The organism is Sorangium sp. So ce426 (assembly GCF_051475585.1).
GTDB lineage: Bacteria > Myxococcota_A > Polyangia > Polyangiales > Polyangiaceae > Sorangium > Sorangium cellulosum_B.
This window is the reverse complement of sequence record NZ_CP150341.1, coordinates 1,344,544-1,370,970: the sequence shown is the minus strand read 5'-3', so window position 1 is coordinate 1,370,970 and position 26,427 is coordinate 1,344,544. Positions and strand designations below refer to the sequence as shown.

At 73.0% G+C, this 26,427-nt stretch carries 16 protein-coding genes; 8 read left to right on the top strand and 8 right to left on the bottom strand.

The annotated features are described in order from the left end of the window. Nucleotides 1–6: 6 nt before the first annotated feature. From WMF44_RS05040 to WMF44_RS05025, 4 genes are all read left to right on the top strand, one after another. Nucleotides 7–1,080 carry a DUF2169 family type VI secretion system accessory protein gene (locus WMF44_RS05040; RefSeq protein WP_437297978.1) on the top strand — a complete coding sequence of 358 codons (1,074 nt, stop codon included), beginning with the start codon at nucleotides 7–9 and terminating at the stop codon, nucleotides 1,078–1,080. Nucleotides 1,081–1,202: 122 nt separating this feature from the next. Next, a complete protein-coding gene (locus WMF44_RS05035; protein ID WP_437297977.1) occupies nucleotides 1,203–2,045 on the top strand; it encodes an AraC family transcriptional regulator in 843 nt (280 codons plus the stop codon). Between the two features lie 43 nt (nucleotides 2,046–2,088). Further along, nucleotides 2,089–3,276: a methylated-DNA--[protein]-cysteine S-methyltransferase gene (locus tag WMF44_RS05030; RefSeq protein ID WP_437297976.1), complete on the top strand. Its 1,188-nt coding sequence runs from the start codon at nucleotides 2,089–2,091 to the stop codon at nucleotides 3,274–3,276. Nucleotides 3,277–3,555: 279 nt separating this feature from the next. After that, nucleotides 3,556–4,278, top strand: a complete 723-nt coding sequence (locus tag WMF44_RS05025; protein WP_437297975.1) for a glutathione peroxidase — start codon at nucleotides 3,556–3,558, stop codon at nucleotides 4,276–4,278. Between the two features lie 205 nt (nucleotides 4,279–4,483). Here the strand turns inward: WMF44_RS05025 and WMF44_RS05020 are convergent, their stop codons facing one another. Both WMF44_RS05020 and WMF44_RS05015 read right to left on the bottom strand, forming a co-directional pair. After that, nucleotides 4,484–5,977, bottom strand: coding sequence for a hypothetical protein (locus tag WMF44_RS05020; protein ID WP_437297974.1), 1,494 nt, complete (start codon nucleotides 5,975–5,977; stop codon nucleotides 4,484–4,486). A 196-nt stretch (nucleotides 5,978–6,173) separates the two neighbouring features. Continuing rightward, nucleotides 6,174–7,970, bottom strand: a complete 1,797-nt coding sequence (locus tag WMF44_RS05015) for an AMP-dependent synthetase/ligase (protein WP_437297973.1) — start codon at nucleotides 7,968–7,970, stop codon at nucleotides 6,174–6,176. A 227-nt stretch (nucleotides 7,971–8,197) separates the two neighbouring features. On the opposite strand from WMF44_RS05015, the gene WMF44_RS05010 reads away from it, so the two are divergent. Next, nucleotides 8,198–9,925, top strand: coding sequence for a protein kinase domain-containing protein (locus WMF44_RS05010; RefSeq protein WP_437297972.1), 1,728 nt, complete (start codon nucleotides 8,198–8,200; stop codon nucleotides 9,923–9,925). Here WMF44_RS05010 and WMF44_RS05005 read toward each other — a convergent pair. After that, nucleotides 9,876–13,727, bottom strand: coding sequence for a serine/threonine-protein kinase (locus tag WMF44_RS05005; RefSeq protein WP_437297971.1), 3,852 nt, complete (start codon nucleotides 13,725–13,727; stop codon nucleotides 9,876–9,878). The genes WMF44_RS05010 and WMF44_RS05005 overlap by 50 nt on opposite strands. A gap of 169 nt (nucleotides 13,728–13,896) precedes the next feature. Here WMF44_RS05005 and WMF44_RS05000 point away from each other — a divergent pair, with 169 nt between their 5' ends. Beyond that, nucleotides 13,897–15,696 carry a sigma 54-interacting transcriptional regulator gene (locus WMF44_RS05000; protein ID WP_437297970.1) on the top strand — a complete coding sequence of 600 codons (1,800 nt, stop codon included), beginning with the start codon at nucleotides 13,897–13,899 and terminating at the stop codon, nucleotides 15,694–15,696. Between the two features lie 74 nt (nucleotides 15,697–15,770). On the opposite strand, the gene WMF44_RS04995 is transcribed toward WMF44_RS05000, so the two are convergent. From WMF44_RS04995 to WMF44_RS04985, 3 genes are all read right to left on the bottom strand, one after another. Further along, entirely contained in the window at nucleotides 15,771–19,106 is a 3,336-nt protein-coding gene (locus tag WMF44_RS04995; RefSeq protein ID WP_437297969.1) for a TIR domain-containing protein, read from the bottom strand. Between the two features lie 272 nt (nucleotides 19,107–19,378). Further along, nucleotides 19,379–21,235 (bottom strand): hypothetical protein, encoded by a 1,857-nt coding sequence (locus tag WMF44_RS04990; RefSeq protein WP_437297968.1) that lies wholly within the window; start codon nucleotides 21,233–21,235, stop codon nucleotides 19,379–19,381. Nucleotides 21,236–21,403: 168 nt separating this feature from the next. Beyond that, nucleotides 21,404–22,723, bottom strand: coding sequence for a glycoside hydrolase family 5 protein (locus WMF44_RS04985; protein WP_437297967.1), 1,320 nt, complete (start codon nucleotides 22,721–22,723; stop codon nucleotides 21,404–21,406). 654 nt (nucleotides 22,724–23,377) lie between these two features. Between WMF44_RS04985 and WMF44_RS04980 the strand changes: the two genes are divergently transcribed. Then, entirely contained in the window at nucleotides 23,378–24,097 is a 720-nt protein-coding gene (locus WMF44_RS04980; protein WP_437297966.1) for an RNA polymerase sigma factor, read from the top strand. A 338-nt stretch (nucleotides 24,098–24,435) separates the two neighbouring features. Continuing rightward, nucleotides 24,436–24,867, top strand: coding sequence for a hypothetical protein (locus tag WMF44_RS04975; RefSeq protein WP_437297965.1), 432 nt, complete (start codon nucleotides 24,436–24,438; stop codon nucleotides 24,865–24,867). A gap of 148 nt (nucleotides 24,868–25,015) precedes the next feature. Here the strand turns inward: WMF44_RS04975 and WMF44_RS04970 are convergent, their stop codons facing one another. Both WMF44_RS04970 and WMF44_RS04965 read right to left on the bottom strand, forming a co-directional pair. Beyond that, nucleotides 25,016–25,402: an NFACT RNA binding domain-containing protein gene (locus WMF44_RS04970; RefSeq protein WP_437297964.1), complete on the bottom strand. Its 387-nt coding sequence runs from the start codon at nucleotides 25,400–25,402 to the stop codon at nucleotides 25,016–25,018. Between the two features lie 14 nt (nucleotides 25,403–25,416). Then, nucleotides 25,417–26,412: a lysophospholipase gene (locus tag WMF44_RS04965; RefSeq protein ID WP_437297963.1), complete on the bottom strand. Its 996-nt coding sequence runs from the start codon at nucleotides 26,410–26,412 to the stop codon at nucleotides 25,417–25,419. Nucleotides 26,413–26,427 lie beyond the last annotated feature (15 nt).

Sequence of the window (26,427 nt, the reverse complement as noted above, 5' to 3'; positions counted from 1 at the left end):
CTCGCGATGCCCCGGTGCTCTCATGGCGCGGTGAAGCCCGAGGACCCGCCCGTTCCCAGCGCGATTGCGGCGCCTTCCGGAACGGCGGCGGCGGGGGTGATGTGGCGCGCGCGGGGGCGGCTCCACCTCACGGTGATCGCCAAGGCGACCTTCGCCTTCGTCGACGGCGCACCGATGATCCCCGTCGAGCCGCAAAAAATCATCGATGCCGACATCCACCATCACAACCACCCGGGCCGCAGCGTCCGGTTGACGAGCGATCTCGCGCCCTACCTCGCGCGCATCGACGTGTTCTTCACGGGCCACGCGCACGCGCCGCCGGGCCCGCCCGCGGCGCCCTTCTCCGTGCGCCTCGCGCTCTTCGCCGGCGAGCGCCCGATCCTCGACAAGGCGCTCTCGATCGAGCCCGGCGGCGCGGAGAAGGCGATCCCGCTCGCCTACGAGCGCGCATTCGGGGGGCTCGGCATGGCCGACAACCCGTTCGGCACCGATCGCCCGGCCGTCCTGGATCCCTCGCGGCGCGACCGCCCGGCGGGCTTCGCGCCGCTCGGGAGCGTGTGGCCGTCGCGCAGGCGGCTGCTCGGGCGTACGCCCCACAAGGCGCTCGAGGGGCCCATCCTCGAGATCCCCGACGATTTCGACTGGAGCTACTTCCAGGCGGCCCCCCCCGATCAGCGCGTCGAAGCCCTGGTCGGCGACGAGTGGCTCGTGCTCGCGGGGCTCCACCCGACGCTCGCGGCGCTGCGGACGCGGCTCCCCGGGGCGCGCGCCCTCGCGCGCGTCCATGGCCTCTCCGCGTTCGGCGTCACGGAGGGGCAGCCGCTCGATCTCGTGCTGGACACGCTGCACGTCGACGGCGACCGGCAATCGTGCTCGCTGGTCTGGCGGCGCAGCTTCCCGCTCGCGGAGGCAGCGGCGCTCGCGGCGGTGCGTGTCGTCGTCGGCGTCGAGGTGCCGGGCGCCCCGCCCGCATGGCTGGCTCCTGCCGAGGTCGCGATAGCCGCCCAGAGCGCCGTCGCGACGTCCGATCCGACAGGGGTGACGCTCAACCGGTCCGATCGAGACGTCGTCAGTACGTGAGCGAGGACGTCGCGCAACCCATCCCGGAGGCGCTGACGACGGGCGCGGCCGCCGCGCGGCGGCGCAGCACGGGCGCAGGGCGCGTTGCCCGGCCTCGCCGCCGCAAGTACATTCGTTGACCCATGGACGTCACGACGCTGGTGCGGGGCGACGCCATCTCGGTGGTCGACTACCGGTGCCGCTCCGGACCCGGGGACGCGCCGTTCGCCGAGCTCCACCGCGGCTTCTCCGTCTCCTACGTGCGCGAGGGCAGCTTCAGCTACCGCGTCCGGGGGGAGACGTTCGAGCTCGTGGCCGGGTCGGTCCTGGTCGGCCACCCCGGCGACGAATACACGTGCTCGCACGAGCACGTCGTCGGGGACGAGTGCCTTTCGTTCCAGCTCGCGCCGGCGCTCGTCGAGGCCCTCGGCGACGGCGCCGGCGCGTTCCGGGCCGGCGGCCTGCCGCCGGTGCCCGAGCTGATGGTGCTCGGCGAGCTCGCGCAGGCGGCCGCCGAGGGCAGGAGCGACATCGGCGTCGACGAGGTGGGGGTGCTCCTCGCCGCCCGCTTCGTCGAGGTCGCCTCCGGCCGGAAGCGAAGGCCGCCGGACACCGGGGCGCGCGACCGCCGCCGCGCCGTCGAGGCGGCGCTCTGGCTGGACGAGCACGCGCACGAGCCGATCGACCTCGAGGGGGCGGCGCGGGAGGCCGGGCTCAGCCCGTTCCACTTCCTGCGGGTCTTCGGGAAGGTCGTCGGCGTGACCCCGCACCAGTACCTGGTCCGCGCCCGCCTGCGCCGCGCGGCGCGCCTCCTCGCCGACGGCGCCCGGTCGATCACCGACATCGCGCTCGACGTCGGGTTCGGCGACCTCTCCAACTTCGTCCGCACCTTCCGCCGCGCGGCCGGCGTCTCGCCCCGCGGCTTCCGGAAGGCGGCGCGGGGGGATCGCAAGATCTTCCAAGATCGCCTCGCCGCGCGCTCCTAGGATGGCCGCCGGACGCGGGCGCCAGCCTGCCCGCGAGGACCCCATGACAGTAGCGGCACACGGCTTCCTCCTGTTCGACACGGCGATCGGCCGCTGCGGCATCGCGTGGGGCGAGCGCGGCGTCGCCGCCTTGCAGCTCCCCGAGGCGCGCGAGCCCGAGACGCGGTCGCGCCTGCTCCAGCGCCTCCCGGGCGCCCGGGCGGCGGCGCCGCCGCCCGAGGTGCAGCGCGCGGTCGACGCGATCGTCGCGCTCCTGCGCGGCGAGGCGAGCGACCTGTCCGCCGTCGCGCTCGACATGGAGCGGGTGCCGCCGTTCCACCGCCGCGTCTACGAGGTCGCGCGCACCATCCCGCCGGGCGCGACGCTGACCTACGGCGAGGTCGCGGCGCGCCTCGGGGCGGTCGGCTCGGCGCGCGCCGTGGGGCAGGCGCTCGGGCGGAACCCGTTCGCGATCATCGTCCCGTGCCACCGCGTGCTCGCGGCCGGCGGCAAGGCCGGCGGCTTCTCCGCGAACGGCGGCGTCACGACGAAGCTCCGCCTCCTCGCGATCGAGGGCGGCCAGGCGCGCGGCGCTCCGGAGGCCGCGCCCGGCGGCGACTTCGGCTTCGATCCGGGCGCCGCCGTCGAGCACCTGCGCGCGTCCGACGCGGCGCTCGCGCGCGTCATCGACGCGGTCGGGCCGTTCGCCATGCGGATCGACAGGACGTCGAGCCTCTTCCTCGCGCTCGCGGAGTCGATCGTCTACCAGCAGCTCACCGGCAAGGCCGCCGCGACCATCTTCGGGCGCGTGCGCGCGCTCTTCCCGCGAGCGCACGAGGGCCCCACGCCCGCGCAGCTCCTGCGCGCCTCCGACGAGAAGCTCCGCGGCGCCGGCCTCTCGCAGGCGAAGCTGCTCGCGCTGCGCGACCTCGCGCGGAAGACGGAGGACGGCGAGCTCCCCACGCTCGCCGAGGTCCACGGCATGGACGACGAGGCGATCATCGAGCGCCTCACGCGGGTGCGCGGCATCGGCCGGTGGACGGTGGAGATGCTCCTCATGTTCCGCCTCGGCCGCCCGGACGTGCTGCCCGTGGACGACTACGGCATCCGCAAGGGCTTCGCGCTCGCGTTCAAGCGGCCCGAGCCGCCGGCGCGCGCGGACCTCGAGAAGCGCGGCGCGCGGTGGAAGCCGTACCGCACGGCGGCGAGCTGGTACCTCTGGCGCGCGGTGGATCTGGCGCGGGGCGGCTGACGCCTCGCCCCGCGGCGGCGCTGGGGTTGCCCAGCGGGGCGCCTCCTCTGGCGCGCGCGGTCGCCGTCGCCCGGGCGAGCAGCCTTCGCGGCGCGGCCGTCGGTCGAGCTCGCCATGGCGGCGCGGCCCTCGGTCGGGCTCGCCGTCGCGCTGGCCGGCGTCGAGGCTGGGGGCTACGTTCTCGCCGGCCCGAGAGCGCCGCGTGGAGCGCCGCACGACGCTGGACAAGGTTGCCGTCGCGGATGGCAACGAGGAGAGCACGGGAGGAGTACGTCAGTCATGCTGAAGAACCTCGAAGGGCAGCGCGTTCCGGATGTCACGTTTCGTACGCGTGTCGACGGTCAGTGGAAGGACGTGAGCACCAAGGACGTGTTCGCCGGCAAGAAGGTGGTTGTGTTCGCGCTGCCGGGCGCCTTCACGCCGACCTGCTCGAGCAGCCACGTGCCGCGCTACAACGAGCTCGCGGAGGAGTTCAAGCGGCGCGGGGTGGACACGATCGCGTGTGTGTCCGTGAACGACGCGTTCGTGATGGATGAGTGGTGCAAGGCGCAGGAGGCGGACAAGGTCCAGTTCCTGCCCGACGGGAACGGGGAGTTCTCCGAGAAGATGGGCATGCTCGTCGACAAGGCGAACCTCGGCTTCGGCAAGCGCTCGTGGCGCTACTCGATGCTTGTCGACGACGGCGTGATCAAGAAGATGTTCATCGAGCCCGAGGTGGAGGGGGATCCCTTCGATGTGTCGGACGCGGACACGATGCTGAAGTACCTGGATCCGTCGTCGGAGTCGCCGCACGACGTGCTGCTGTTCACGAAGCCGGGCTGTGGCTACTGCACCAAGGCGAAGCGGCTCCTCGACGCGCGGAAGATCCCTTACGAGGAGGTGGCGGCCTCGCCGCGCCGCCTGCGCGCGGTGAGCAGCAAGGGCTCGACCCCGCAGATCTTCATCGACGGCAAGCACATCGGCGGCGCCGACGAGCTCGAGGCCTACCTCGCGAAGGCCTGATTCACGGAGGCGGCCCGGAGCGACAAACGGGTTGAAACCACAAGAAAGAGCAGGAATTTCACAGGGAGGCGGGGAGGCGGGGAGCGAGAGACGGCAAGAGGGAGAAATTCATTTTCTTCTTCCTCCCCGCCTCCCCGCCTCCCTGTGAAAATTCTCCGGGTTTCAACGTGCTCGGTGCTCGGAGCGCCCCCGGCGACGGGGGTGCCTACGCGCCGCCCTCCGGGTCCGACGGCTCGGCGCGGAAATGGGTCACCGCCGGCGCCGAGGCCGGCGACACCGAGGCCGGCGACACCGCCGGCACCTCCACGGGGGCGACGGCCGAGCTGCGGCGCGCCGCGGCGGCGCACCTGTCGCTGTTCATGGCGAACTGCCCGATGCTGCTCCATAACCTGTCGAACTCGGCCTGATCGAAGGTCGACCGGGACTGGAACAGGTCGTATCCGCCGTATTTCGGGTCCGCTCCGTCGCCGTCCTCCGGGGCGATGAACCGATAATGGCCCATCACGTCGGCGTGGTCGGCGTCGACCAGGAAGCTGCGCTTCGTGTCCGGATAGACCATCGATACGCAGTTGACGATCCCGTCGTTCATCTCCGGCGTGAGCGGCTCGGTCTGGGTCGGGTTCTCGAACCGTGGCACGGAGCAGGGCGGCCCGAGGGCCTCGACCACCTTCGGCTCCTTGATGTTGGCCGTGATGCCGTGAAAGATGCCAAAGGCGCCCAGGAACGGGCCGCCGGGGTCACGCTTTGCCCGGGTGACGATCGACCGGAGCGCGATGCCCCGCTCCTCGTAGTACTTGCTCAGCTCCTCCTCGAGCTCCGCCCCGAGGAGGCTGGCTTTCCTGGTCCGCTTCGCGCTCTTGATGGAGGCCGCGAGCTCGCGCGGCCAGGCGCCGATACCGCGCGCGGACAGGCCATGCCTGGACCAGCGCTCCTCGCGCGACGGCCGGCCTGACAGCGGCAGGGGATCGAGATCCTCGAAGGCCTCGGTGTCCTCGGCGACGTGCAGCAGCCAGCGGAGCACGTTGAAGTACTCGCCGCGCGCCTCGGCCCTGGCGAGGTCGTCGCACGGCAGCGCGTGGAAGCGCTCGATCGTGTCGAGGGCGGCGCGGACGATGCCGTCCGATTGGCCGAACACCTGCAGGAGCGTCTTCGCGCGGCGGGCCGCGGAGCTCGCGTCCTTCGGGCCAGCCAGGCGGAGCCACCAGTGGAGGGCCCCGGCCAGGCCCGTGAGGAGGGGCTGCCTCCGGTGGAGGACGTGGGCGAGGTTCGTCCCGCGGTGCGGCGTCGAGAGGAACTGGATCGAGCAGACGCTCTCGAGGATGCGCTCCACCGGGACGCCGTAGACAGACCCTTTCTGCTCGGTCTCGGCCAGGAGCAGGAGCATCAGCGTCTTGATGTCCCGCCCGCCTGTCGAGTGGCCCACGAGGTGGACGCAGTCCCGCTGGCCGCGGCCCGCGCCCCCATGGAACACCCCCTGCCTGAACCGATCCGCGAGCCAGCGGAGGAGCGCGTGCGCGCGGGTGTCCACGCTCGCCGTGGGCAGGTTCGGGAAGCAATGCACCGAGAGCGGGCCTTGATACGGCCCGGTATCCGTGTTTCGGAGGATCTCCGTGACACCGCTGTAATAGACGATCGAACCCAGGATATCGAAACCCGCAAAGCCCGGCACGAGCACGAGGTGGCTTCTCGGTGAACTCATGGCTTTTCCCTCCCACATGAAACGGCCGCGCGCATCCCTCCGGGAGATGAGCGGCAGCCCGACGTTCTCTGATCGAGCGGGCGCTCGACGAACGCGCCGCGGGGCGCCTCGTCCAGGGCCGGACGAGCGCCGCGGGGCGCTCGCCGGCCGGCCGCCCGCCGGCCGGCCGCCCGCCGGCGGGGCCGGCGGCCCCCGCTCACTCGGCGGGATACATCTCGTCGATGGTCCCGCGGAAGCGCTGCTCGATCACGTTGCGCTTCATCTTGAGCGTCGGCGTCATCTCGCCGTCCTGCACCGAGAACTCGCGGCCGAGGACCGTGAACCGCTTGATCTGCTCGAAGCTGGCGAGCTCCGCGTTCAGCGCGTCGACGTGCGCCTTCACCTGGCCGACCACCTCGGGGCTCGTGATCGCGGCGTCGCTGCCCAGGGCGCCCCGCTCCTTCAGCTCGGCGAGCTTGACCTCGGTCAGCGTGATCAGCGCCGAGATGTACTTGCGGCCGTCGCCCACCATGCACACCTGGCTGATGATCTCCGCCGCCTTGAGCCGCTCCTCGATCGGGAGCGGCGCGATCATCTTGCCGCCCGAGGTCTTGAGGATCTCCTTCTTGCGGCCCCGGATCTTGAGCTGTCCGCGGTCGTTCCACTCGCCGAGATCGCCCGTGTGCAGCCAGCCGTCCTCGAGCGCGGCCTCCGTCGCCGCCTTGTCCTTGTAATAACCCACGAACACGTGCCGGCCGCGGGTCAGGATCTCGCCGTCCTCGGCCAGCTTGAACTCGACGCCCGGCACGGGCTTGCCCACGGTGCCCGCGCTCTCGATGCCCGGCTCGGTCATGCAGATGACGCCTGTCGACTCGGTCTGGCCGAAGTCCTCGAGGATCTCGAGGCCCAGCGCGCGGAACCACGTCGAGATGTGCGGCGCGAGCGCCGCCGCGCCCGAGGCGAGCACCTCGGCCTTGCCCAGGCCGAGCGCCGCGCGCACCTTGCCCAGCACGAGCTTGTCGGCGAGCTTGAGCTGCAAGGCGTCGAGCGCGCTCGGCGCGCGCTGCGCGTACTTCGCCTGGGCCACGCGGGCGCCCACGGCGAGCGCCCACTCGGCCAGCTTCTTCTTGGCGCCCTTGCCGCCGCGCACCTTCGCCATCACGCCTTCCATCATCTTCTCCCAGAGCCGCGGCACGCAGAGCAGCAGCGTGGGCTGCACCTCGGGCAGCTCGCTCGAGACGTTCTCGAACTTCGAGCAGAAGTTGACGGTGTAGCGCTGGGTAAGGCCCGCCCCGACGCACTGGAGCTTCTCGGCGATGTGACAGAGCGGGAGGAACGAGAACATCGTGCCGCGCGCGAACGGCAGGTTCCAGTACTTCACGGCCATGTCGGCCGTGTAAGCCAGGTTGTCGTGCGAGAGCATGGCCCCTTTGGGGTTGCCCGTCGTGCCCGAGGTGTAGATCAGGAACGCGCCGGCCCTGGGGTCGATCTTCGCCAGGTAGTCGGCGAACGTCTTCGCGCCCGGCTGCCCCGCGAGCGCGCGGCCCTCGGCCAGGGCCTGCTCGTACGAGATCGCCTTGGGAGAGATCGATGTGTCGCCGTCGAAGACGAGGATCCAACTCACGCTGTCAGGGACGGAATACTCGCCCTTCTCTCCGGAGATCTTCTGAAAGTACTCCTTGTTTTGCACCGAGAGCAGCGTCGCCTCGGTGTGGTTCAGGATGTACTGGATGTCTTTCGCGGTGGAGTTCGGGTAGAGGCCCGCCGACTTGCCCCCGACGAGCAGCGCCGCCAGGTCGACGTGGACCCACTGCGGGCAGTTGTACGAGAGGATCGCGCCGACCTGGCTCGCGTCGAAGCCCCTGGACTCCAGGAACAGCGCGAGGTGGTGAACCCGGTCACGGTACTCGCGCGCGGTGAGCGTCTTCCACTCGCCTTGAGATTTGAAGCGCTGGGCCGGCGCGTCAGGAGATTCGTTGGCCCACTGTTCCAGACGGTGGAGGACGGTGCTCATTGCATCTCCTGCGGCTCAAGGCCTCGGGGGTCGCGGGGTGGTCAGGATGCGGGAGCCGCCGGTGCATTGTCAATCAGCGTCGAGGAGCCCCTCGGGGCGACGTACCGCTTCCGCTTCCGCGCCGCGTACCGTCCGGCCCGCTCGTCTCGGTCCACGGTTCGGCGTGGCCGCCCCGCGCCGCGGCCTGATACGATCCGATAAGGAACCTCACCTCACGTGGCCCGTCCATGCGGCATGTCCCCGCGCGCTTTCAGATCGTCCGGCGGCTCGGGGCAGGTGGCTTCGGGATCGTGTACGAGGCGATCGATCGCGAGCGCGGGGAGCGGGTCGCCCTGAAGGCGCTCGCGCGCGTGGGCGCCTCGGCCCTCTACCGCTTCAAGCGGGAGTTCCGGGCGCTCGCGGACGTCACCCACGACAACCTCGTCCGGCTTCACGAGCTCATCGGCAGCGGGGACGAGTGGTTCTTCACCATGGAGCTCGTGCGCGGGGTCGACTGGCTCACCCACGTGCGCGGGCAGGGCGCCGCGGGCGGCGCCGCCTCGTGGCCCAGCCTGACCAGCACCGCGCCCCCGGACGAGGGGATCGATCTCGACGCCACGCTGGAGGAGCAGGTCGAGCATCCGCCCGCGCCCTCTCCTGCCCGCGCCGCCGGCGCGGAGGCGCCCGCCGACCTCGGGCGGGTGCGGTCCTCGCTCGTCCAGGTCGCGCGGGCGCTCCAGGCGGTCCACGCGGCGCGGCTCGTGCACCGGGACGTGAAGCCCTCCAACGTGCTCGTCACGGCCGAGGGGCGCGCCGTCGTGCTCGATTTCGGCATCGCCTCGCGCCTCTCGACCAGCGGCAGCGGGCAGAGCGCGACCGACGCCGAGCAGCTCGTCGGGACGCCGCGCTACATGGCGCCGGAGCAGGTGGGCGCGAGCGCCGCGGCGCCGAGCGCCGACTGGTACGCGCTCGGCGTGATGCTCTTCGAGGCGCTGGCAGGGAGGCCGCCCTTCACGGGCACGTCGATCGAGGTCCTCGCCGAGAAGCAGCGATCCGCGCCGCCCCGGCTCCGCGACGTCGCGCCGTGGGCGCCGGACGACCTGGCCGACCTTGTCGCCGATCTGCTGTGCGCGGCGCCGGAGCGGCGCCCCTCCGGCGCGGAGGTGGTGCGGCGGCTCGGCGCGGCGGGTGATCTCGCGGCGGCGCCCCCCGGCCCGGCGAGCCCGGTCGGTCGCGGCGGCCGCGGCCCGTCGCGCGCGGCGGAGGAGGCGCCGGCGACGCGGCCGCGGGAGCTCGAGGCGCTCGCCGGCGCGCTCGCGCGGGTGCGGGAGGGGCGGCCGGGGCTGGTCCTCGTCCAGGGCGCCGCCGGGGCGGACGGGGGCGCGCTCGTGCGCGCGTTCCTCGACGGCGAGGCCGGGGACGCGCTCGTGCTCGAGGGCAGGTGCCACGAGCGCGAGCAGGTGCCGTTCAGGGCGCTCGACGGCGCGATCGACGCGCTCAGCCGCCACCTCGTGCGGACCCCGCCGGGGGAGGCCGCCGCGCTCATGCCCCGCGGCGCCGCGGCGCTCGCCCGCGTCTTTCCCGTGCTCGCGCGCGTCCCGGCCGTGCGCGCGTCGCCGCCGCTCGCGGCGCCGCGGGGCGCGGCGGAGGAGGGCGAGGAGCGGCTCCGGGCGCGCGCTTCGGCCGCGCTGCGCGACCTGCTCGGGCGGCTCTCCGACCGGCGCGCCGTCGTCGTGTTCATCGACGACGCCCACGGGGGCGACGCGGAGAGCGCGTCGCTGCTCGCGGAGATCATGGCCTCGCCGGACCCGGCCGCGCTCCTGCTGATCGTCGCCTACCGCCCCGAGGACGCCGGAGCGAGCCCGCTGCTCTCGGCGCTCCGGACCTCCCCGGCGATGGCCGCGGTGCACACCGTGGCGATCGACCTCACGGGAACCCCGGCGCGAAGATCGCCGCCAGGCGCGCCGGGTTCCTGACGCCCTGGCCCGCCATCCACGCGTCCGCGGCCTGGACCAGGGAGCGGCCCTCGTCCCCGCCGAGGAGCTGGCCGCGGCGGCGGCGCGCGCAGGCGGCGAAGAGGGCCATCCCGCGCTCGTCGAACGCGGCCGCGGCCGCCGCGAGGAGCGACAGCGCCGAGGCGGCCTGGCCCCGCTGCGCCGCGATGGCGGCGCGCAGGGACATCACCATCGGAGCGACCCACGGCGCGCCCTCGCGCGACAGCCGCCGGGCGTCGCGCGCCGCGCCGCGGAGGAGGGCCCGGCCGAGCCGCGCGTCGCCGGCGCCGTCGCGCGCGGCGGCCTCCAGCGCCGCGGACGCGCGCAGGTGATGGATCAGGACGCGGTAGTACTGGAACCTCGGCAGGAACGACCAGGCGATCTTGCGCCAGCGGTCCTCGATCCTCCTCAGCGCCGCGAGCGGCGCGCCGGCGTAGACATCGATGCGCCCGAGCGCCACGGTCTCCAGGCAGTCGAGGTGATCGAACGCGCGGCGCGGCCAGCGCGCCATGGCGCCCAGCACCTCGTCGCGCGCGGCGTCCGGCCGGTCCGCGGCGAGCGGCACGATGTACGTGAGCCCCACCCGGAAGAAGCTGGCCGCGTAGAGGTCGCCGCGCGCGTCCGCGTCGGCGCAGCGCGGCGCCGCGAGGCGGGCCAGCGCGTCGAGCTCGCCGCGGTGGTAGTGGGCCACCATCATGAACCGGCTCGTGGTGCCCAGCTCCCACGCGACGCCCGCGCACCGCGCGCGCAGGAGGTCCTCGGCCTCGCGGCAGAGCTCGAGCCCCTCGGCCCAGCGCCCGGAGAGGCTCTCGACGACGCCGAGCATGCCCTTGTTGAAGGCGATGAGGTACGGGTCGCCGACCTTCTCCGCGAGCGCCGCCGCCGTGCCGTAGAGCCGGTGCGCCTGGCGGCGCCCCACGACGTGGTCCGTGCCGAGGTGCGCGATCTCGGTCGCGATGGCGCGGGCGAGGCGGTAGGGCTCGCCCGCGCGGAGCGCGAGGAGGAGGTGCCTCGCCTGGAACTCGGCGCCCTGGAGGACGTCGGCCATGGCGAGCCCGACGGAGGCCGACCAGCAGACGTCGAGGCGCGCCAGCGTCTCGGCCGGCAGATCGCGGGCGTCGCGCTCCCGGAAGCGCAAGCCGCGCACGCGCAGGAGCAGGCGGAAGAACAGGAGCGAGAGCAGCACCGCCCACCGGCGCTCGGCAAGGCGCATCCCCACGGCCGCAAGGACGCCCCGGAGCGCGCGCCTGCCCTCCTCGATGTGGCCGCTCACGAGCAGCTGCTCGGCGGCGCACCGCCGCAGATCGAGGCTCTCCCGCGGCGGCGCGCCCTCGGCCGCGGCGGCGTACGCCCGGGCCGCCTCCGCGCCGCGGCCGGCGTTGCGCAGGGCCTGCGCGAGCTTGACCCGCAGCGCGCGCGCCTCCCCCGCGCCGGCCGGCGCCGCCTCGAGCGCGGCGGCGAAGTGCTCCGCGGCGCGATCGAAGGCGAGCGCCTCGGCCGCGCGGTCGCCCGAAAGGACCGCGTAACGGGCCGCCTCGCCGGGGCGCCCGGCGCGGCGGAAGTGCACGGCGAGCACGTCCGCGTCGGCCCGCCCCGAGGCCTCCAGGACGGCGGCGAGCCGCAGGTGGACCTCGGCGAGCTCCGCCGCGCCGAGCTGCGCGAGGGCCGCCTCGCGGATGCGGTCATGGAACGCCTCGAGCTCCTGCTCGCCGTGCTGCCCGCGCGCGCGCACGACGCTGCCGGCCCGGAGCGCCGCGAGCGCGGCCCGCTCCTGCTCGGGGGTGAGCGCCGCGGCCTGCCGGGCGTCGCGGAGGTCGAGCGGCTTGCCCGACACGGCGATCACCTCGAGCAGGCGCCTCGCCTCGGCGGGCAGGCGCAGGAGGCGGTTCGCGAGGACCGATCCCAGCCGGACGCCGCCGTCGTCCGCGCCGCGCGCCGACTCCGGCGCGGCCTGGCCCTGCACGTCGCGCGAGAGCTCGATCACGAAGAACGGGCTCCCGGCCGCCTCCGCCGCGATCGCGTCGGCCTGCGCGACGGCCCGGGCGCCGCCGCCGAGGAAGGCCAGCGCGAGGGCGCGCCCCTCCTCGGGGGTGAGCGCGCCGACGGCCAGGGAGCGCACGTCGCCCTCGTCCCCGTCGCCCGGGGCTGGCGGGAGCAGCCGCGCGAGGAGCTCGCTCCGCTCGGCGTCCTCGCTCCGGTAGCAGAGGAGCAGCAGGAGCGCGGGCGCGTCGGGCTCGCGGAGGACGTCGGTGAGCAGCGCGGCGCTGTCGGCGTCCCCCCACTGGAGGTCGTCGATGAACAGGACGAGCGGCCGTCGATCCGCGATCCGCGCGAGGATCTCGCGGAGCGCGGCGAACCCGCGCCGGCGGAGCTCCCGGGCGTCCGGGGGCTCGATCTCGCGCCGCGGCGCCCGGGCGATCGCGTCGACCTGCCCGAGCACGGGGAAGAGGCGCACGACCGCGTGGACGTCGCGCGGCATGAGCTCGGCGGCCTCCAGCCTGGGGAGGCGCGAGAGGTGGCGGCTGAGCGCGTCGATCAGGCTGTCGACGGCCTTGTAGGGGACGGATTCCCGCTCGTAGCACCGGCCCTCGAGGATCACGGCGTCGTCCGCTCGCGCGCGCTCGTCGAGGAAGCGCCGGACGAGCGCGGTCTTGCCCGTGCCCGACGCGCCGTGGATGTGCAGGGTGGTCGCGCGCCCTCCCCTCGCCCGCTCGAACGCCGCGCGCAGCGCGTCGATGTGCCGCTGCCGCCCGACGAACGGCGCGCCGCTCCCGGCCGGCGGCCCCGGGCGCGCCTCGGCGAGCGGCGGCGCGCCGGCGCTGCCGCGGGCGTCGCCGCTCGGCGGCAGCAGCCGCCGGAGCACCTCGGGCGCCGGGGGCCGCTCGTCGGGGGCGCGGCGCAGGAGCTCCGCGCAGAGGGCGTCGAGGTCCTCCGGGATGCCCGGCGCGAGGGCGCTCGGAGGAGGCGGCTCTTCCACCTGCTTTCGCAGGATGACGTCGAGCGCCCCTCCCTCGAAGGGACGGCGCCCGGTGAGCGCCTCGTGGAGCATGACGCCCACCGCGTACCAGTCGCAGGCGGGCGACAGGGAGCCGGCCTTCGCCTGCTCCGGCGCCATGTACGCCGGCGTCCCCGCGATGTGGCTGCCGCTCTGGTCGATGGAGCCGCTCGAGAGCTCCGCCACGAGGCCGAAATCGAGGATGACGACGCGCCCCTCGCGCGTCACAAGCACGTTCGAGGGCTTCAGATCGCGATGGAGCTTGCCGGCCGCGTGGAGCGCGGCGAGGCCCTGGGCGAGCTGGAGGAGCGCGCTCCTCAGCGGCCCCCAGCGCGACGGCGCGGCGGCGGCCGGGTCGCGCCCGGCGTCGCCGGCGGCCGGATGGGGCCGCGCCGCCGACAGGTCCGGTTCCGTCGCGTCCGGGTCGTCCCGGGCGAGGCTGGGTGCGGAGGGGCTGGGCGCCGAGGCGCTTCGGGCGCCGCGGGCCGATGAGCCGCGCACGGAGGAGAGGAAATCGATGCCCTCGATGAGGTCCATCGTGAAAAACCACTGCTCGCCCTCCGAGAACAGCTCGTGGAGCGTGACCAGGTTCGGGTGGACGACCTCGGACAGGGCGCGGAACTCGCGCTTGAACCGGTAGAGCGCGACCGGGTCGAGGCGGTGGAGCGATTTCAACGCGACGCGCGCCCCCCGCTCGCGATCCTGCGCCTCGTAGACGGCCCCGAACGCGCCCTCGCCGAGGCGGCGGCCGATCGAGAATCGCGCATTGCTGGGGGGCGTCCGCTGCATCGAATCGCTCTGCAGTGCCCGGCCTGCGGGCGGCGAGCCTACCACGCGGTGCGCGCGATTCTGCGCCGGATTCCGCGCCGGATTCCGCGCCGGATTCCGCGCCGGATTCCGCGCCGACCTGGAGCCTTGCGCGCCCCGGCGCCGCAATGAGAGAGTCGGCCGCGAGAGGATGAGCGAGGCAACCGCGTCCGGCGGCCCGACCCGAACAGACGAGGCGCCGCGCGGGGCCGACGAGGGCGGCTCGTACCTGCTCGTGGTGCAGGGGAGCTCCTCGTCGGTGCTCCGCCTGCCGCGGAGCGGCGTGGTGCTCCTGGGCCGCGGGCCGCGGGCCGACGTGCGCCTCCGCAACACCGCGGCGTCGCGGGAGCACGCGAAGATCGTGCTGCTCGACGGGCGCGCGCAGCTCGTGGATCTCGGCAGCCGGAACGGCACCCTGCTGAACGGCGTCCGCGTCGACGGCGCGAGGCCGCTCGGCTCGGGCGACGTTGTGTCGATCGGCGAGGCGGTCGTTGTGATGCGGTGCCCGCGCCCCGCGAAGAGCCGGCAGGTCCTCGAGATCGCGGAGCTGCGGCGGAGGATCGAGGGGGAGATCGACAGGGCGCTGCGCCACGATCGGCCGGCGACGGTGATCGCCGTCCAGCTCGGGGCGGCCTCGGCCCGCGAGGTCGTCGCCGGCGCGCTGGAGCGGGAGCTCGCGGTGACCGACTTCGCGGGCTTCGAGGCCGACGACCGCCTCCTCGTGCTCTTGCCCGAGGCGGACGCGGCCGCGGCGGGCCACGCCGTGCAGCGGCTCGCCGACGCCGTGCACGCCGTCGGCGCGGCGCCGAAGGTCGGCGTGGCGACGGCGCCGGCGGACGGCTGCGACGCGGACACGCTCGTCGCGTCGGCCCGGGCCGCCGCGGAGGTCGCGCGCCCCGGGCGCCCGGCGACCGCGGCGGAGGCGGTGACCACGCTGGAGCTCGGCGGGCAGCGCACGGTGCTCGCCGACGCGGCCATGGTGCGCGTGTTCGATCTGATCCGGCGCCTCGCGGCGACGGACCTGCCGGTGCTGGTGACCGGCGAGACGGGCTCCGGAAAGGAGAGCGCGGCGCGCGCGCTGCACGAGTGGTCCCCGAGGGCGCGGCGGCCGCTCGTCACGCTCAACTGCGCCGCGATGCCCGAGAGCCTGGTCGAGAGCGAGCTCTTCGGCTACGAGCGCGGCGCGTTCTCCGGCGCTGCGGGCCCGAAGCCGGGCCTCCTGGAGCACGGCAGCGGGGGGACCGTCTTCCTCGACGAGATAGGCGATCTCTCGGCGAGCGCCCAGGCGAAGATCCTTCGCGCGATCGAGACCCGGCGGATCCTCCGGCTGGGCGACGTGCGCGAGCGCGAGGTCGACATCCGCGTCGTCGCCGCCACGCACAAGGATCTTCAGGGGGAGGTCAAGGCGGGCCGCTTCCGGCAAGATCTCTATTATCGCCTCGGCGCGGCCACGGTGATCTTGCCCCCTCTCCGGGAGCGCCCCCGCGAGATCCTCGCGCTCTCGCGGGCGTTCCTGGCCGACGCGTGCGCGCGGGCGGGGCGCGAGGAGATGGTCCTGTCGACGGAGGCGACGGAGCTCTTCACGGCCTATGCGTGGCCGGGCAACGTGCGTGAGCTGAAGAACGTCATCGATTACATCGCGGCGACGGTCACCGCGCGCATCGTCGAGCGCGGGCACCTGCCCGCTGCGCTCGCGGCGGGGCCGCCGCGCCCCGAGGGCATCCCGCCCTCGGTGGCGCCGGCCTCCCGCGCGGCGCCCTCCGCGAGGGGCGCTGGCCGGGCGTTCCGGCCGCTCGCCGAGGAGGTGAGGGAGCTCGAGCGCACGCGCATCGCCGAGGCGCTCGCCGCTGTGGGCGGGGTGCAGACGAGGGCGGCGGAGGCGCTCCACATGCCGCTGCGGACCTTCGTGCTGAAGATGAACCGTTACGGCCTGGCGAAGCGCAGGCGGTGACGCCGCCGGGCGCGGATCCGAGCGGACAAGGTGTCAGCAGGAGACGACCCGGCGCCTCCCCTCCCCCGTCCGGCTCATCCCGTGAACGCCCCGGTCCGGCGGAGCAGCTCGGCGCGCACCCCCTCGGTGGTGAGCCACCCGAGCCCGCACCGGGCGAGCTCATCGAGGAAGCTCGCGAGCTCCACCTCACCCCACACCGGCGCCCCGGAGCGCGTGATCTTGTCGGGGCCGAGCGGCACGTGGCGCGCGAGGAAAGCGTCCGCCAGGCCATCGGCGTCCGGAGACCAGGGTGCAGGGGCCGCCGGCTCCTGCGCCCAGTCGAGCTCCAGCATCTGGATGACTCCGCTATCCCCGGCGACGATCATCATCCGCGCATCCGACGATATCGAGACCGAGGTCGGGGCCCCAGGATGGCGTATACAGCCGATCTCGCGCGCGGATCGCAGATCCCAGACCTGGATCTCGCCACCCGCGCGGCAGGTGACAGCGAGCGCGCCGTCCAGCGTCACCGCGAGGTCGCGAACGGCGTCCCCCGAGCCCGCGAGGGTCGCGCGCTTCTCGGCGCGATGCACATCCCAGAGTACGAGCGCGCCGGACGGATGACCTGTGATCAGCCAGCTGCCGTCCGGCGACAGCGCAAGGACGCTCAGCTCGCACTCCAGCTCAAGCCTGCGCACGTCCAGTCCAGGGATGTGCCAGACCAGCGCGACACGGCCCTTGCCCACCGCCAGGAGCTGCCCATCTTCGCTGAAGCTCGGCCGAACCCGTGCGTCGATGGGTACGCCGTGGAGCTCGCGCCGCACGAGCCCGGGCAGGACGTTCGTCAGGTGGACGGCCCTGGGCGACGCGATCGCGATCAGGCGGGCGTCGTGGGTCATCGCCAGCGCGCCATTCGGGGTCTTCTCGGAGAGGCCGTGCTCGCCGGTCACGGTGTTCCACCATGTGCAACCGTCGGTCACCAGCACACCGTCGCCCGACAGCGCGATGCCGCGGTAGCCGAAGGAATCCTCCAGTATCCGGAGACGGGCACCAGAGCGCGGACTGACGACCTCGATCCGGCTCCCTGTGCCGCGAACGAGCGCCACGCGTCCGTCGCGGGAGATCGCGGTATGATGCGCGACCGTATCCCTCCTGATCAGATGCATTTCCCGGATCTGCCGGAGCTCCCCGCGGCGCGGGTAGGCGCCCGCGCGAGAGAGCGGGGCGAGCACCTCGGCGCGGAGCGCACCGACCTCGGCTTCATGAGCGGGCAGGGCGGGATCTGTCCGGCTCGCCGCGTGATCGAGGTAAACCTGCATCGCCGCAAGGGCACGCGGCAGATCGCCAAGACCCCTGTGAGCACGGCCGAGCTCGAGGCTGACCAGCGACTCTTCCTCGCGATCGCCCTCTGCGCGCGCGAGGACGACCCGCTCTTCGAGCAGAGCGATGGCCTCCTGCAACTTGCCCTGTCGAGCCAGGAAACGCCCGAGACGGCCGTGCGCGTGGGCCTCCACCCCGGGAGCGTCGGACCCGCCTGCCACCTCCACCTGTTCCCGGAGCAGCGCTTCCCACTCGGCTTTGAGTTGCGGTGTCAGCGCATCCGGCGGGATCGCCTCGTAGAGGTCGGCGACGCGCGCGATCGCGTCCAACCGTCTTGTGCGGTCGCCGCTCCGCCGCGCCGCGACGAGCCCGAGCCAGCCCTCGACGATCGCGCGCTCGTGAGGGAGCAAACGAGCCGCCGCGAACGTGCGTGCAAGCGGGTGCAAGCGGCGTCTGTGCCCCGACTCGATCAAACCGAGCGTTAGAATCGCCTCGATGCCGCTGCCAACTCCGAGCTCCGTCGCGCGGGCGCCGGAGGCGGCCAAGCCCACGAGGCACCGCCATGCTTCGTCGTCGAAGGTGGCGGGGAGCGCGCCGAGACGGCACCAGAGATCTCGAGTGGACGGCGCGAGGACATCGAACACGGCCGTCATCACGGCGTCCTCGGGGGTTCGGCTCCCCTGCGGCGTGGAGCACAACCGGGCGAGGAAGTTGCGGGGATCGCGGTGGAGGCCCCACTTGAGCACGCTGACCGTGATGCGGAGCGCGAACGGGGAGCCGCCACAGAGCCCGGCCAAGCGCTCTGCGAGCGGCGCGCTGATGTGCGGCACGGCCGACCACAACAGCGCCGCCGCGTCTCCGGGCGCGAGCGGGCCGAGCTCTCGCTCATATGCGCCGGACAGCCCGAGCGACCGCGGAGCCGTGATCAACACGACACCGTCGGTGTCCACGACGAGTGACTCGACCTGAGCGCGATCGCAGGCGTCGTCGAGGAGCAGGATGGGGCGGTCCCTGATCAGCGATGCTCGGTAAGCGGAGATCAGCGCTCGATCGTCGCCTGCCCCGCCGACCTCGACGTCGAGCGCGTGGAGCACGAGCCGCATCGCGGCGAGGGGAGCGAGCGGCGCATCGGTCGATCCCTGGAGGTCGATCTCGACGTACGGCCCGTGATGGGGCGCGAGCTCCTCGGCGACGCGGCGGGCGAGCGCGGTCTTGCCGACTCCATCCGGTCCGGACAGCACCACCGGCCCGCGTTCGAGGTGCTGGAGCACGTCGAGGAGCTCGCTCTCGCGGCCGATCAGGCCCACATCGACCAGGGGCTTGGACGACCGCGCATTGGGTGCGGGACGGACGGGCGCTGGGCTGAAAGGCCCCCGCGGCACATCCAACGTACTGGCCGAGGTCTCCTCCTCAGGGCCGAACGCTACAGGGCCGGAACTGCTCCCAGGTATGCCCAACCGACTGGCCATGGCCTTCCCAACAGAGCCGAACGTGGCGGAGCGCATCGCATCGCTGCTTTGAGGTGCGTGCGGGCTCCTCGGACAGTCAGGCACCGGGGCGAGGAGTCTCTGCTCGTACTCCGCCTTGAAAGCACGCCCGCCGCGGGGCCGTTCGGCCTCGGGCATGGAGAGGAGCTCGACCGCCGTCCGGATCCCGCGCGCCACGCTGGCCCAGGCCTCGTTCCGGTTGCGCCAGCTCGTGACCGGCCCGCGTTCGAGCGGGAGCGGGGTGAGGTCGGCGAAGGGTGCGCTCTGCCAGTCACAAGCGTGTACGAGGACAGGGATGACGACGGCCTCACCGGCCGCGTGCCGCGCGAGCGCGCGTGTCATCTCGCCCTCATAACAGGATTCGTGCGCCAGGTAGTCGGCGCTCACGAGCAAGAGCACGAGCCTCGCGGCCTCCAGGAGCGCAACGACCTTCGTCGTTTCCTCTCCGGGCTCGATGTGCGCCAGGTGCCACGTCCTGATCAGCCCCTGCCGCTTCATGAGACTGATGTGCACCTCCAGCCGGGCCCGCTGCCGCTCGTCGGCAGGGGCATAGGAGATGAATACATCGATGGGCGCGGGAACCGCCGGGACGGGCGACGTTGCAGGCTCTCGTTGCGGTGTCACGTCGGGTGTCCCTGGCGGCTGGCCGGTCCGCCGCGGCGCGAGACGTCCGCCAGCGACTCGGGCGGGAGATGCTACGCCTGCAGGGTGAGGGAGGCAATGGATCGCCCGGCGCCGGGTTCGATGGCGCTGAGCCCCCTGCTGAGAGGCTCGCCGCCGCGCGACGCGGCGCGCGGCGGCGAGCGCTCGCTTGGGTGCAGGAGTTACCCGGGATTAGGTAAGAGAGCTGCCTAACCCGGTCTCGGGCGCGCTCCGATCGGGTACCCTGGCGACGTTCACTTCGAGATGACCTTCGTGCACGTCGCGCCGAAGTCGACGTAGCCGACCGGGCAGCTCCCCCAGCACACGGGGCCCACGCCGCTGTAGCCGGAGGCGCAGGCCGGATAGCAGAGACCCGCGTCGTACTGCTGGCCCGCGCCGCAGCTCGTCGGCACCGAGCCGACGCCGCGCCCGTAAGAGCTCTTTCCGAAGATGTGCGCGTCGCGCCGGCACGTGCAGCCGTCGTTGCTATACCCCGCCGGGCACGTGGAGCAGCCCTTGGCGAAGGTCAGGCCGCAGACGTCATACCAGGGGCACGCGGAGTTGTCGGCGTTGATGATATGCGCGTCGCGCCGGCACGTGAGGCCGTCGTCCGAGTACCCGGCCGGGCAGCTCTGCCAGCACACCGGGCCGACCCCGTAGTAGCCCGACGCGCAGGCCGGATAGCAGAGACCCGCGTCGACCTGCTGGCCAGCGCCGCAGAGCGTCGGCACCGCGCCGACGCCGCGCCCGTAGCTCGGTTTCGTCACCGTGGAGGAGCACGTCGCGCCGTCATCGCTGAAGCCGGGCGGGCAGGCCGGCACCGCGGCGGGGGCCGGGACGGCAGGGTTCTGCACGTGGAGGCGCGCCTGGAACTCGTAAAGGCTGTGGATCGCGCCGGGGTTCGCCTCCAGCACCTGGATCATCGCGCCGTCGCCCACGACATCGGACAGGTCGAGCAGCGCGTCGGCGATGCGCTTCTCGTTCCAGTCCCGGTACTGGCTCGACGGGCACGCGTCCCCGCTGCCGCAGAGGCGGCCGCCCGCGCCGACCCGGGCTTGCTCCCAGTAGTTCGCGAAGCCCTCGTTGAAGGCGTACCCCTGGTTGGCGATCTCGGAGCCGTCGTGAGAGCGCCCGTAGACATAGGCCACGTCGTCACCGTTCCAGTGGTTCAGATCCCCGTCGGCGACGTGCCGCACGCTGTGCCCGAACTCGTGGGTGATGACCCGCCGGCGCGCTGCGGCCGTGCTCCCCCAGGTGCTCGTGAGGAAGTCCGTGCGAATGTTGATGTAGTCGTAGAACGTGTAGGGCGTGCCCACGTAGACCCCGCTCCAGCGGAGCATGCGCAGCGCGTGCGCGGGCGGCTGGGCCCCGCGGGCGGCGTGGAAGTCGCTCAGGGTATCGACGCCGAGCCGCCAGAGCTCGCAGTCGACGCCGCTCAGCGTGACCACGTCGACGTCGAGATCGCCGCTCGAGCGCGGGCTGCCTGCGACGTCGGCCCCCTGGCCCCGCGGCGCGTGCAGCTCGTCCATGATCGTGAGCGGCGTCGTCACGCCGCTCGAGCTCACGACGCCGTCGTACGTCACGTCGAGGTGCACGCTCGCGCTCGCGATCGACGAGATGGGGATCCTGAAATCGCCGTTCGCGTCCGTCACGCCGCTCCCGAGGCCGGGAATGCTGAGCGGCACGAACGCGAGCGCGTTCGTGATCGTCCCCGCGCCGTCCGGCGCGGCGCACTGCAGGCGCCCGATGACGGCCGTGGACGGCGGTACGCAATGGAGGCTCGTCACCTCCCCGACGCAGATCGAGTCCCACTGGGTGTTACAGCAGAACGGGTCCACCGCGCAAACGCAGCTCTGGACGGCCGCGTCGTTGCAGCCGGCGAACGAGTGCGGGTTCACGCAGTCGTTCACCTTGAGCTCGCTCTCGGCCTCGGCCGTCGATTCGGCGTCAGCCTCCGGCTCACCTGGATCGCCGAAGTCCTCCGAGCCCTCAAGATCGCCAGAGGGCTCAGCGCCCTCGGGGACGGCGCACGCGGCGAACGCCCCCGCGGCGAAGAACAGCGCGGCGGACGCACAAACCCTCGCCATTCCGACGTTTCGTGTCGATGACATGCCCCTCTCCTTGGTGTGGTCTGGACCGCTCCATGTCGTCCAGACACCCCAGGTACGCGGGCCAGGCCTCGTGGTTTCGCGCCGCCGTCCGGTTTCGCGACGGCCGTGCAAAGCGGCGGCCGTGGGCGCGCCGCGCCCTCCGCGCCGCCGGAGCGAAAGCGGCGCCGCCTACCGGTTGACGGCGCTCACGACGGCTTGCCACTCCGTCGAGAACGAGCCGTCCGTGCGCTTGATGTCCGTCCCCGTGTCCCACAGCACGGGAACGACGCCGCGAGACTTCGCCGCCTCCACCACCGACCGCATCCACAGCGTCCGTGACGCCGGCTCACGGGGGTAGTTCGTGCCCAGCGTGACGCCGAACTCGCCGAGGAGGATCGGGAGGCTCCGCTGCGCGCTGAACGCGCCGAGCGTGTCGAACTTGCTCTTCAGCTCCGCCTTCTCGGCCTCCGTGCCCCACGTCGTCTTGGGAGAGCCCCAGCTCTCCACCGTGTCGAGGCCGCAGAAGGTGTAGGGCGTATAGTAATGGATCGAGAGGAAGAGGCTCTTCGTGCCGGCCGGATCGGTCGGCACCTTGAAATCGCTCACGCACGTCCTGTCGATGTCCGTCACGAAGCCGGCGATGAGCAGGGCGCGGCTCGCGTTGTAGCCGCCCTGCCCGCGCACGGTGGTGACGAAGAGCTGGTTCATCTCGTTCAGGGCGGCGTAGTCCGGCGTCCCGCCGTCGTGAACGCCGTTGACCCAGTAGTTCCCCTCCTCGTTCATCCCCTCGAGGATCAGCTTGTGGCCGACGTCGCTGAAGGCCGTGGCGATCTGGGTCCAGTAGGACGCGAACCTGGTCTTGACGTCGCCCGTGAGCTTGTACTTGTCGGCGTTGTCCTCGTTGTAGATCCAGCCCCCGTCCCAGTGGATGTTCACGATCGAGTACATTCCTGCGGCCTCGATCCAGCCCACCACCTCCTTGACCCGGGCCATCTTGGCGGCGTCGATCGTGCCGTTGACGGCGTAGGTGTCCCAGGCCACGGGCACACGCACCGTCTTGATGCCGTGGCTGGCCATGCCGTTGATGAACGCCTGCGTGATCAGCGGCTGGCCCCAGCCCGTCTCCCAGTCGGTGGTGTTCTCCAGCGTGTTGCCGATGTTGGCCCCGATACCCATGTCGGGGACCATGGCCGCGGCGTCCACCGGCGTCGCTGATCCACCGGTCCCGCCGGAGCCCCCGACTCCCCCCGTACCGGCACCGCCCGTGCCGGCCCCCCCCGTGCCGGCACCACCCATGCCGGCACCACCCGTGCCGGCACCACCCGTGCCGGCGTCGCCCGCACCGGCACCGCCCGTCGCTGCGTCGCCCGTGGCGGCGCCTCCGCCGCTGCCGCCGGTGGCTCCTGCAGAGGCCGCGCCTGCGCCCGACGTGACATCGGGATCCGTCGAGCTGCAAGCGACCAGCAAGCCGAGAATCGAGAAGGAAGCGAGTCGATGCGCGTGGGTCATGGGTCCTCTGCGGGTGATGGAAAGGAGCTCGTCGCCCTCAGGTTGCGCTGCGCCCCTGCCAGCCGTCACAAATCGCACGGACGCTCCCGGACCGCGAACCGCGCCGGATCCTGGGAGCCCGAGCTCGGCCTTCACGACCAGGGGGGCGGCTCGCTGCTGGGACACCGATCACGTTGATCGAGCGAAAAATGAGCCGCCAAGGCGCCAAGGACGCCAAGAACAAAACACAATCTTGGCGTTCTTGGCGCGCTTGGCGGTTCGAATTCCTGCTCTTTTCTGGGGGTTCAACCCGTTTGTCGCTCCAGGGGGCGGCGCGCCGTCGCCCTGCCGCCGCGCGCGGGCGGGGCGCCCTCCGGGTGCAGGAGTTACCGGGATCAGGCAAGGGTTACCTAGCCCGGTCGTGCAAGAGTTGCACGAGCTCGCCAGGGGGACGCGTCACGCTCGCCGGAGCGCGCTGCGCCCGCGGCGCCGGCGCAGGCACGCAGGCTGCTACGACGACAAGGACCGAGCGCCTCGCAGGGTCTCGAACACCCGATGACCGAGCGGGGCGCGGAGCGGGTCACGCCCGCCGCATCCGCCTCGCATCTTTCTTCTGCCGCCTCCTGCTCGCCGCTTCCGTGCGCGCACACACGCGGACGCGGGCGAGGACGGCAGATGCATGACGAGACGAGCGAGGGCGCTCCCTGCTCGCAGCCCGAGGAGATCCGCTTGCCCGACGCCAACATCATGACGACATCCGTCCTCACCTCCGCGCTCGGCGGAGAGATTCGGTCCCTCCGATCCGTGATCGCCGCGCTCACGCCGGTGATTCACGCGCGGGTCGGCCGGGCGCTCCACCGTCGCCGCGCGCGGTTCGCGGGCGGCGCCGACGACCGCATGGACGACCTCGTGCAGGACGTGTTCGTCGAGCTGTTCCGCGACGACAGCCGGGCGCTCCGCGCCTGGGATCCGGCCCGCGGGTTGAGCCTCGCCAACTGGGTCGGCCTCATCGCCGACCAGACGGTGGCGGCGGCCTTCCGCCGCCGGAAACGGCAGCTCGACGACGCGGCGCTGCCGCTCGACGACGCGCCGGAGGAGGGCGCCCGGTCCGACGACGATCCGGAGGCCAGGGTGCTCGCCCGCGACGCGCTGGAGCGCCCCCTCGGCCTGCTCCGCGCGGAGCTCAGCCCCCTCGGGCTCTCGCTGCTCGAGGCGCTCCTCATCGAGGAGGAGCCGATCGCCTCGGTCTGCGCGCGGACCGGCATGAGCGCCTGCGCGGTGCAAGCCTGGAGCAGCCGCCTCAAGCGGCGGTTCGCGGAGCTGGCCGCCGGGGGCGGCGAGCCCGCGCGGAGCGGGCCCGGAGGACGGAGCAGGGCGGCCTCGCTCTGCGCGTGAGCGCGGCGGCCTCGCGGCGCGCCGCCTCAGCCCTCGGGCCCGGAGAGCCGCTCGGCGCCCTCCAGGGCGAGCGTCAATCGATCCCCTTCGATGCGAAGCTGCACGGCGACAGTCTAGCTGTTCGCGAGCGCCTGGCGAGCAGCTGCCGCTGCCAGATTGCCGCCATGGTGAAACGCGGCGATAAAGAAAATGATACGCGATGTCAGATGTGGCGAGCATCGCGCATACTCCTCTATCGACGACGACGAGACGCCCGGCCTTCGGATGGAGGCGGCGGCTCGCCCCTCACCACAGCGATGGGAGAAGACATCATGTTTCATGACACGAACCTGCGTTCGATGAAGATGCACCTTTGCGCGCTGCTCGCGACGACCGCGGCGCTCACGACGCTCCTCTCCGCGTGCGGCGCCCCGCCCGTTGGCGATCTCGAGGGCGCCGAGCAGGAGACCCTCTCCGAGCAGGCGGATGAGCTCGCGGGGCCCGCGGGCGGCCGCCTCACCTGCGCTGTCGTCCGCTGTATGGACGGGTTTGTCTGCGAAGAACGGAAGGGGAGGGCCGCGTGCGTGCCCGCCCCGCAGCGCCCGTGCGTGACCGACGACGACTGCAGCCTCGTCGACAATTACTGTGGAGGCTGCAACTGCGATGCCGTCCCCACGGGCACGGCCCCGCCCAAGTGCCTGGGAGAAGAGGTGGCGTGTCTGGTCGCGCCGTGTTCCGGCCTCACCGCTTCCTGCCAGGCCGGAGCCTGCGTTATCGCGAACGAGCGCTGAGCGGAGCCCCCACGACGACGTACCGAGCCGTCGCTCGCCCCGGCGCGGCGCGCCGTCGCCCTCGCGCGAGGCGCCGCCGCCCTCGCGCGGCTCGCCATCGCCCTCGCGCGAGGCGCCGCCGCCCTCGCGCGAGGCGCCGGCGCTCGCCTTACCCCGGATCGCGCCCGGGGATCTCAGGCCGCACGCGCACGCTCTTCCACCGCGCGAGCTGCACGAGCCCGGCGGGCGCGCCGCGCGGCTTGCTCACGTCCGCGGCCCTGCAGACGTGGACCTCCACCTTGGCGGCGCTCCGCGCCTTCGAGTACCACGCGGCGGCCGCCGCGGCGCGCTCGACCACCTCGCGCGGGACCTCCACGCGCTCGGGGTTGCGCACGATCACGTGGCTGCCCGGCGTGCCGCCGGCCACGTGCAGCCAGAGATCGTGCGGCTCGGCGATCTCGAAGGTGAGCGCGTCGTTGTCCTCGTCGCCGCGGCCGACGAGCACCTCGAAGCCATCGATCGTGAGCGTGCGGTACGGCCGCCCCTTGCTGCCCATGCCGGCCCCCGCCGTCAGCCGGGCGCGGCGCCTGCGCCCGGCCCGACGCCCGGCTGCGCGGGCCTCGCCGGCGCCCTCGCCTCGCCCGCCACCTCGGCGGTGAGCCACGCGAGCAGGTCCCGCACGACCTCCTCGCGGTTGATCTCGTTCAGCATCTCGTGGCGCCCGCCGGGGTAGAACCGCTGCGCCACCCTGCGGAGACCGGCGGCGCGGTACGCCTCGATCATCTGGGTGACGCCCTTGAGCAGCCCGCCGACCGGGTCGCGAGAGCCGGAGACGACGTAGATGGGCAGGTCCTTCGGGATGCGCGAGAGCCGCTCGGGGCGCGCGAGCGCCGCCATCGCGTCGAGCAGGTCGACCCAGAGCGAGGTCGTCGCCGGGAAGCCGCAGCGGGGATCGGCGATGTACGCGTCGACCTCGGCGCGATCGCGAGAGAGCCAGTCGAAGGGCGTGCGCGTCGGCGCGAACACCTTGTTGAAGCTGTCGAAGCTCATCGTCTGGAGGAGCTGGCTCTTGCCGCGCTCGCCCAGCCGCCGCCGCTCGGCGCGCGCCACGAGCCGGCCCGCGTCCACGAGCGCGTTCGCCTTGCCCGCGGCGCCGGAGAGCACCGCGCCGTCGATCGAGCCGCCGTGCTCGATCAGGACCTCCTGCGCGAGGGCGGCGCCCATGCTGTGGCCGAAGAGGACGACCGGCAGGCCGGGGTGCTCGCCGCGCGCGCGCGCGATGAGCTGCGCGAGATCGCGGGCGACCCGCTGGAAGCCGCCCTGGCTCGCGAAGAAGCCGAGCTCGTCGCTCCCGCGCGCCGTCGCGCCGTGGCCGCGGTGGTCGTTCGCGTAGACGACCCACCCGTCGGCGCAGAGCGCCTGCGCGAGGCGCGCGTAGCGGCCCGCGTGCTCCGACATGCCGTGCGCGACGTGGACGACGCCGCGCGCCCCGCCGTCCGGGAGCCAGCGGTACACGAAGAGCTCTCGGCCATCGTCCGCCTGAAACGTGAAGGTGTCCGCGGGCATCGCCGGCCGACCCTA

What these genes read in the sequence shown, in the direction of transcription:
- WMF44_RS04970 (WP_437297964.1), bottom strand. Translation starts at nt 25,402, where the DNA reads ATGGGCAGCAAGGGGCGGCCGTACCGCACGCTCACGATCGATGGCTTC.
- WMF44_RS05020 (WP_437297974.1), bottom strand. Translation starts at nt 5,977, where the DNA reads ATGAGTTCACCGAGAAGCCACCTCGTGCTCGTGCCGGGCTTTGCGGGT.
- WMF44_RS04980 (WP_437297966.1), top strand. Translation starts at nt 23,378, where the DNA reads ATGCATGACGAGACGAGCGAGGGCGCTCCCTGCTCGCAGCCCGAGGAG.
- WMF44_RS04985 (WP_437297967.1), bottom strand. Translation starts at nt 22,723, where the DNA reads ATGACCCACGCGCATCGACTCGCTTCCTTCTCGATTCTCGGCTTGCTG.
- WMF44_RS05000 (WP_437297970.1), top strand. Translation starts at nt 13,897, where the DNA reads ATGAGCGAGGCAACCGCGTCCGGCGGCCCGACCCGAACAGACGAGGCG.
- WMF44_RS05035 (WP_437297977.1), top strand. Translation starts at nt 1,203, where the DNA reads ATGGACGTCACGACGCTGGTGCGGGGCGACGCCATCTCGGTGGTCGAC.
- WMF44_RS05015 (WP_437297973.1), bottom strand. Translation starts at nt 7,970, where the DNA reads ATGAGCACCGTCCTCCACCGTCTGGAACAGTGGGCCAACGAATCTCCT.
- WMF44_RS05040 (WP_437297978.1), top strand. Translation starts at nt 7, where the DNA reads ATGCCCCGGTGCTCTCATGGCGCGGTGAAGCCCGAGGACCCGCCCGTT.
- WMF44_RS05010 (WP_437297972.1), top strand. Translation starts at nt 8,198, where the DNA reads ATGCGGCATGTCCCCGCGCGCTTTCAGATCGTCCGGCGGCTCGGGGCA.
- WMF44_RS05030 (WP_437297976.1), top strand. Translation starts at nt 2,089, where the DNA reads ATGACAGTAGCGGCACACGGCTTCCTCCTGTTCGACACGGCGATCGGC.
- WMF44_RS04965 (WP_437297963.1), bottom strand. Translation starts at nt 26,412, where the DNA reads ATGCCCGCGGACACCTTCACGTTTCAGGCGGACGATGGCCGAGAGCTC.
- WMF44_RS05025 (WP_437297975.1), top strand. Translation starts at nt 3,556, where the DNA reads ATGCTGAAGAACCTCGAAGGGCAGCGCGTTCCGGATGTCACGTTTCGT.
- WMF44_RS05005 (WP_437297971.1), bottom strand. Translation starts at nt 13,727, where the DNA reads ATGCAGCGGACGCCCCCCAGCAATGCGCGATTCTCGATCGGCCGCCGC.
- WMF44_RS04990 (WP_437297968.1), bottom strand. Translation starts at nt 21,235, where the DNA reads ATGTCATCGACACGAAACGTCGGAATGGCGAGGGTTTGTGCGTCCGCC.
- WMF44_RS04975 (WP_437297965.1), top strand. Translation starts at nt 24,436, where the DNA reads ATGAAGATGCACCTTTGCGCGCTGCTCGCGACGACCGCGGCGCTCACG.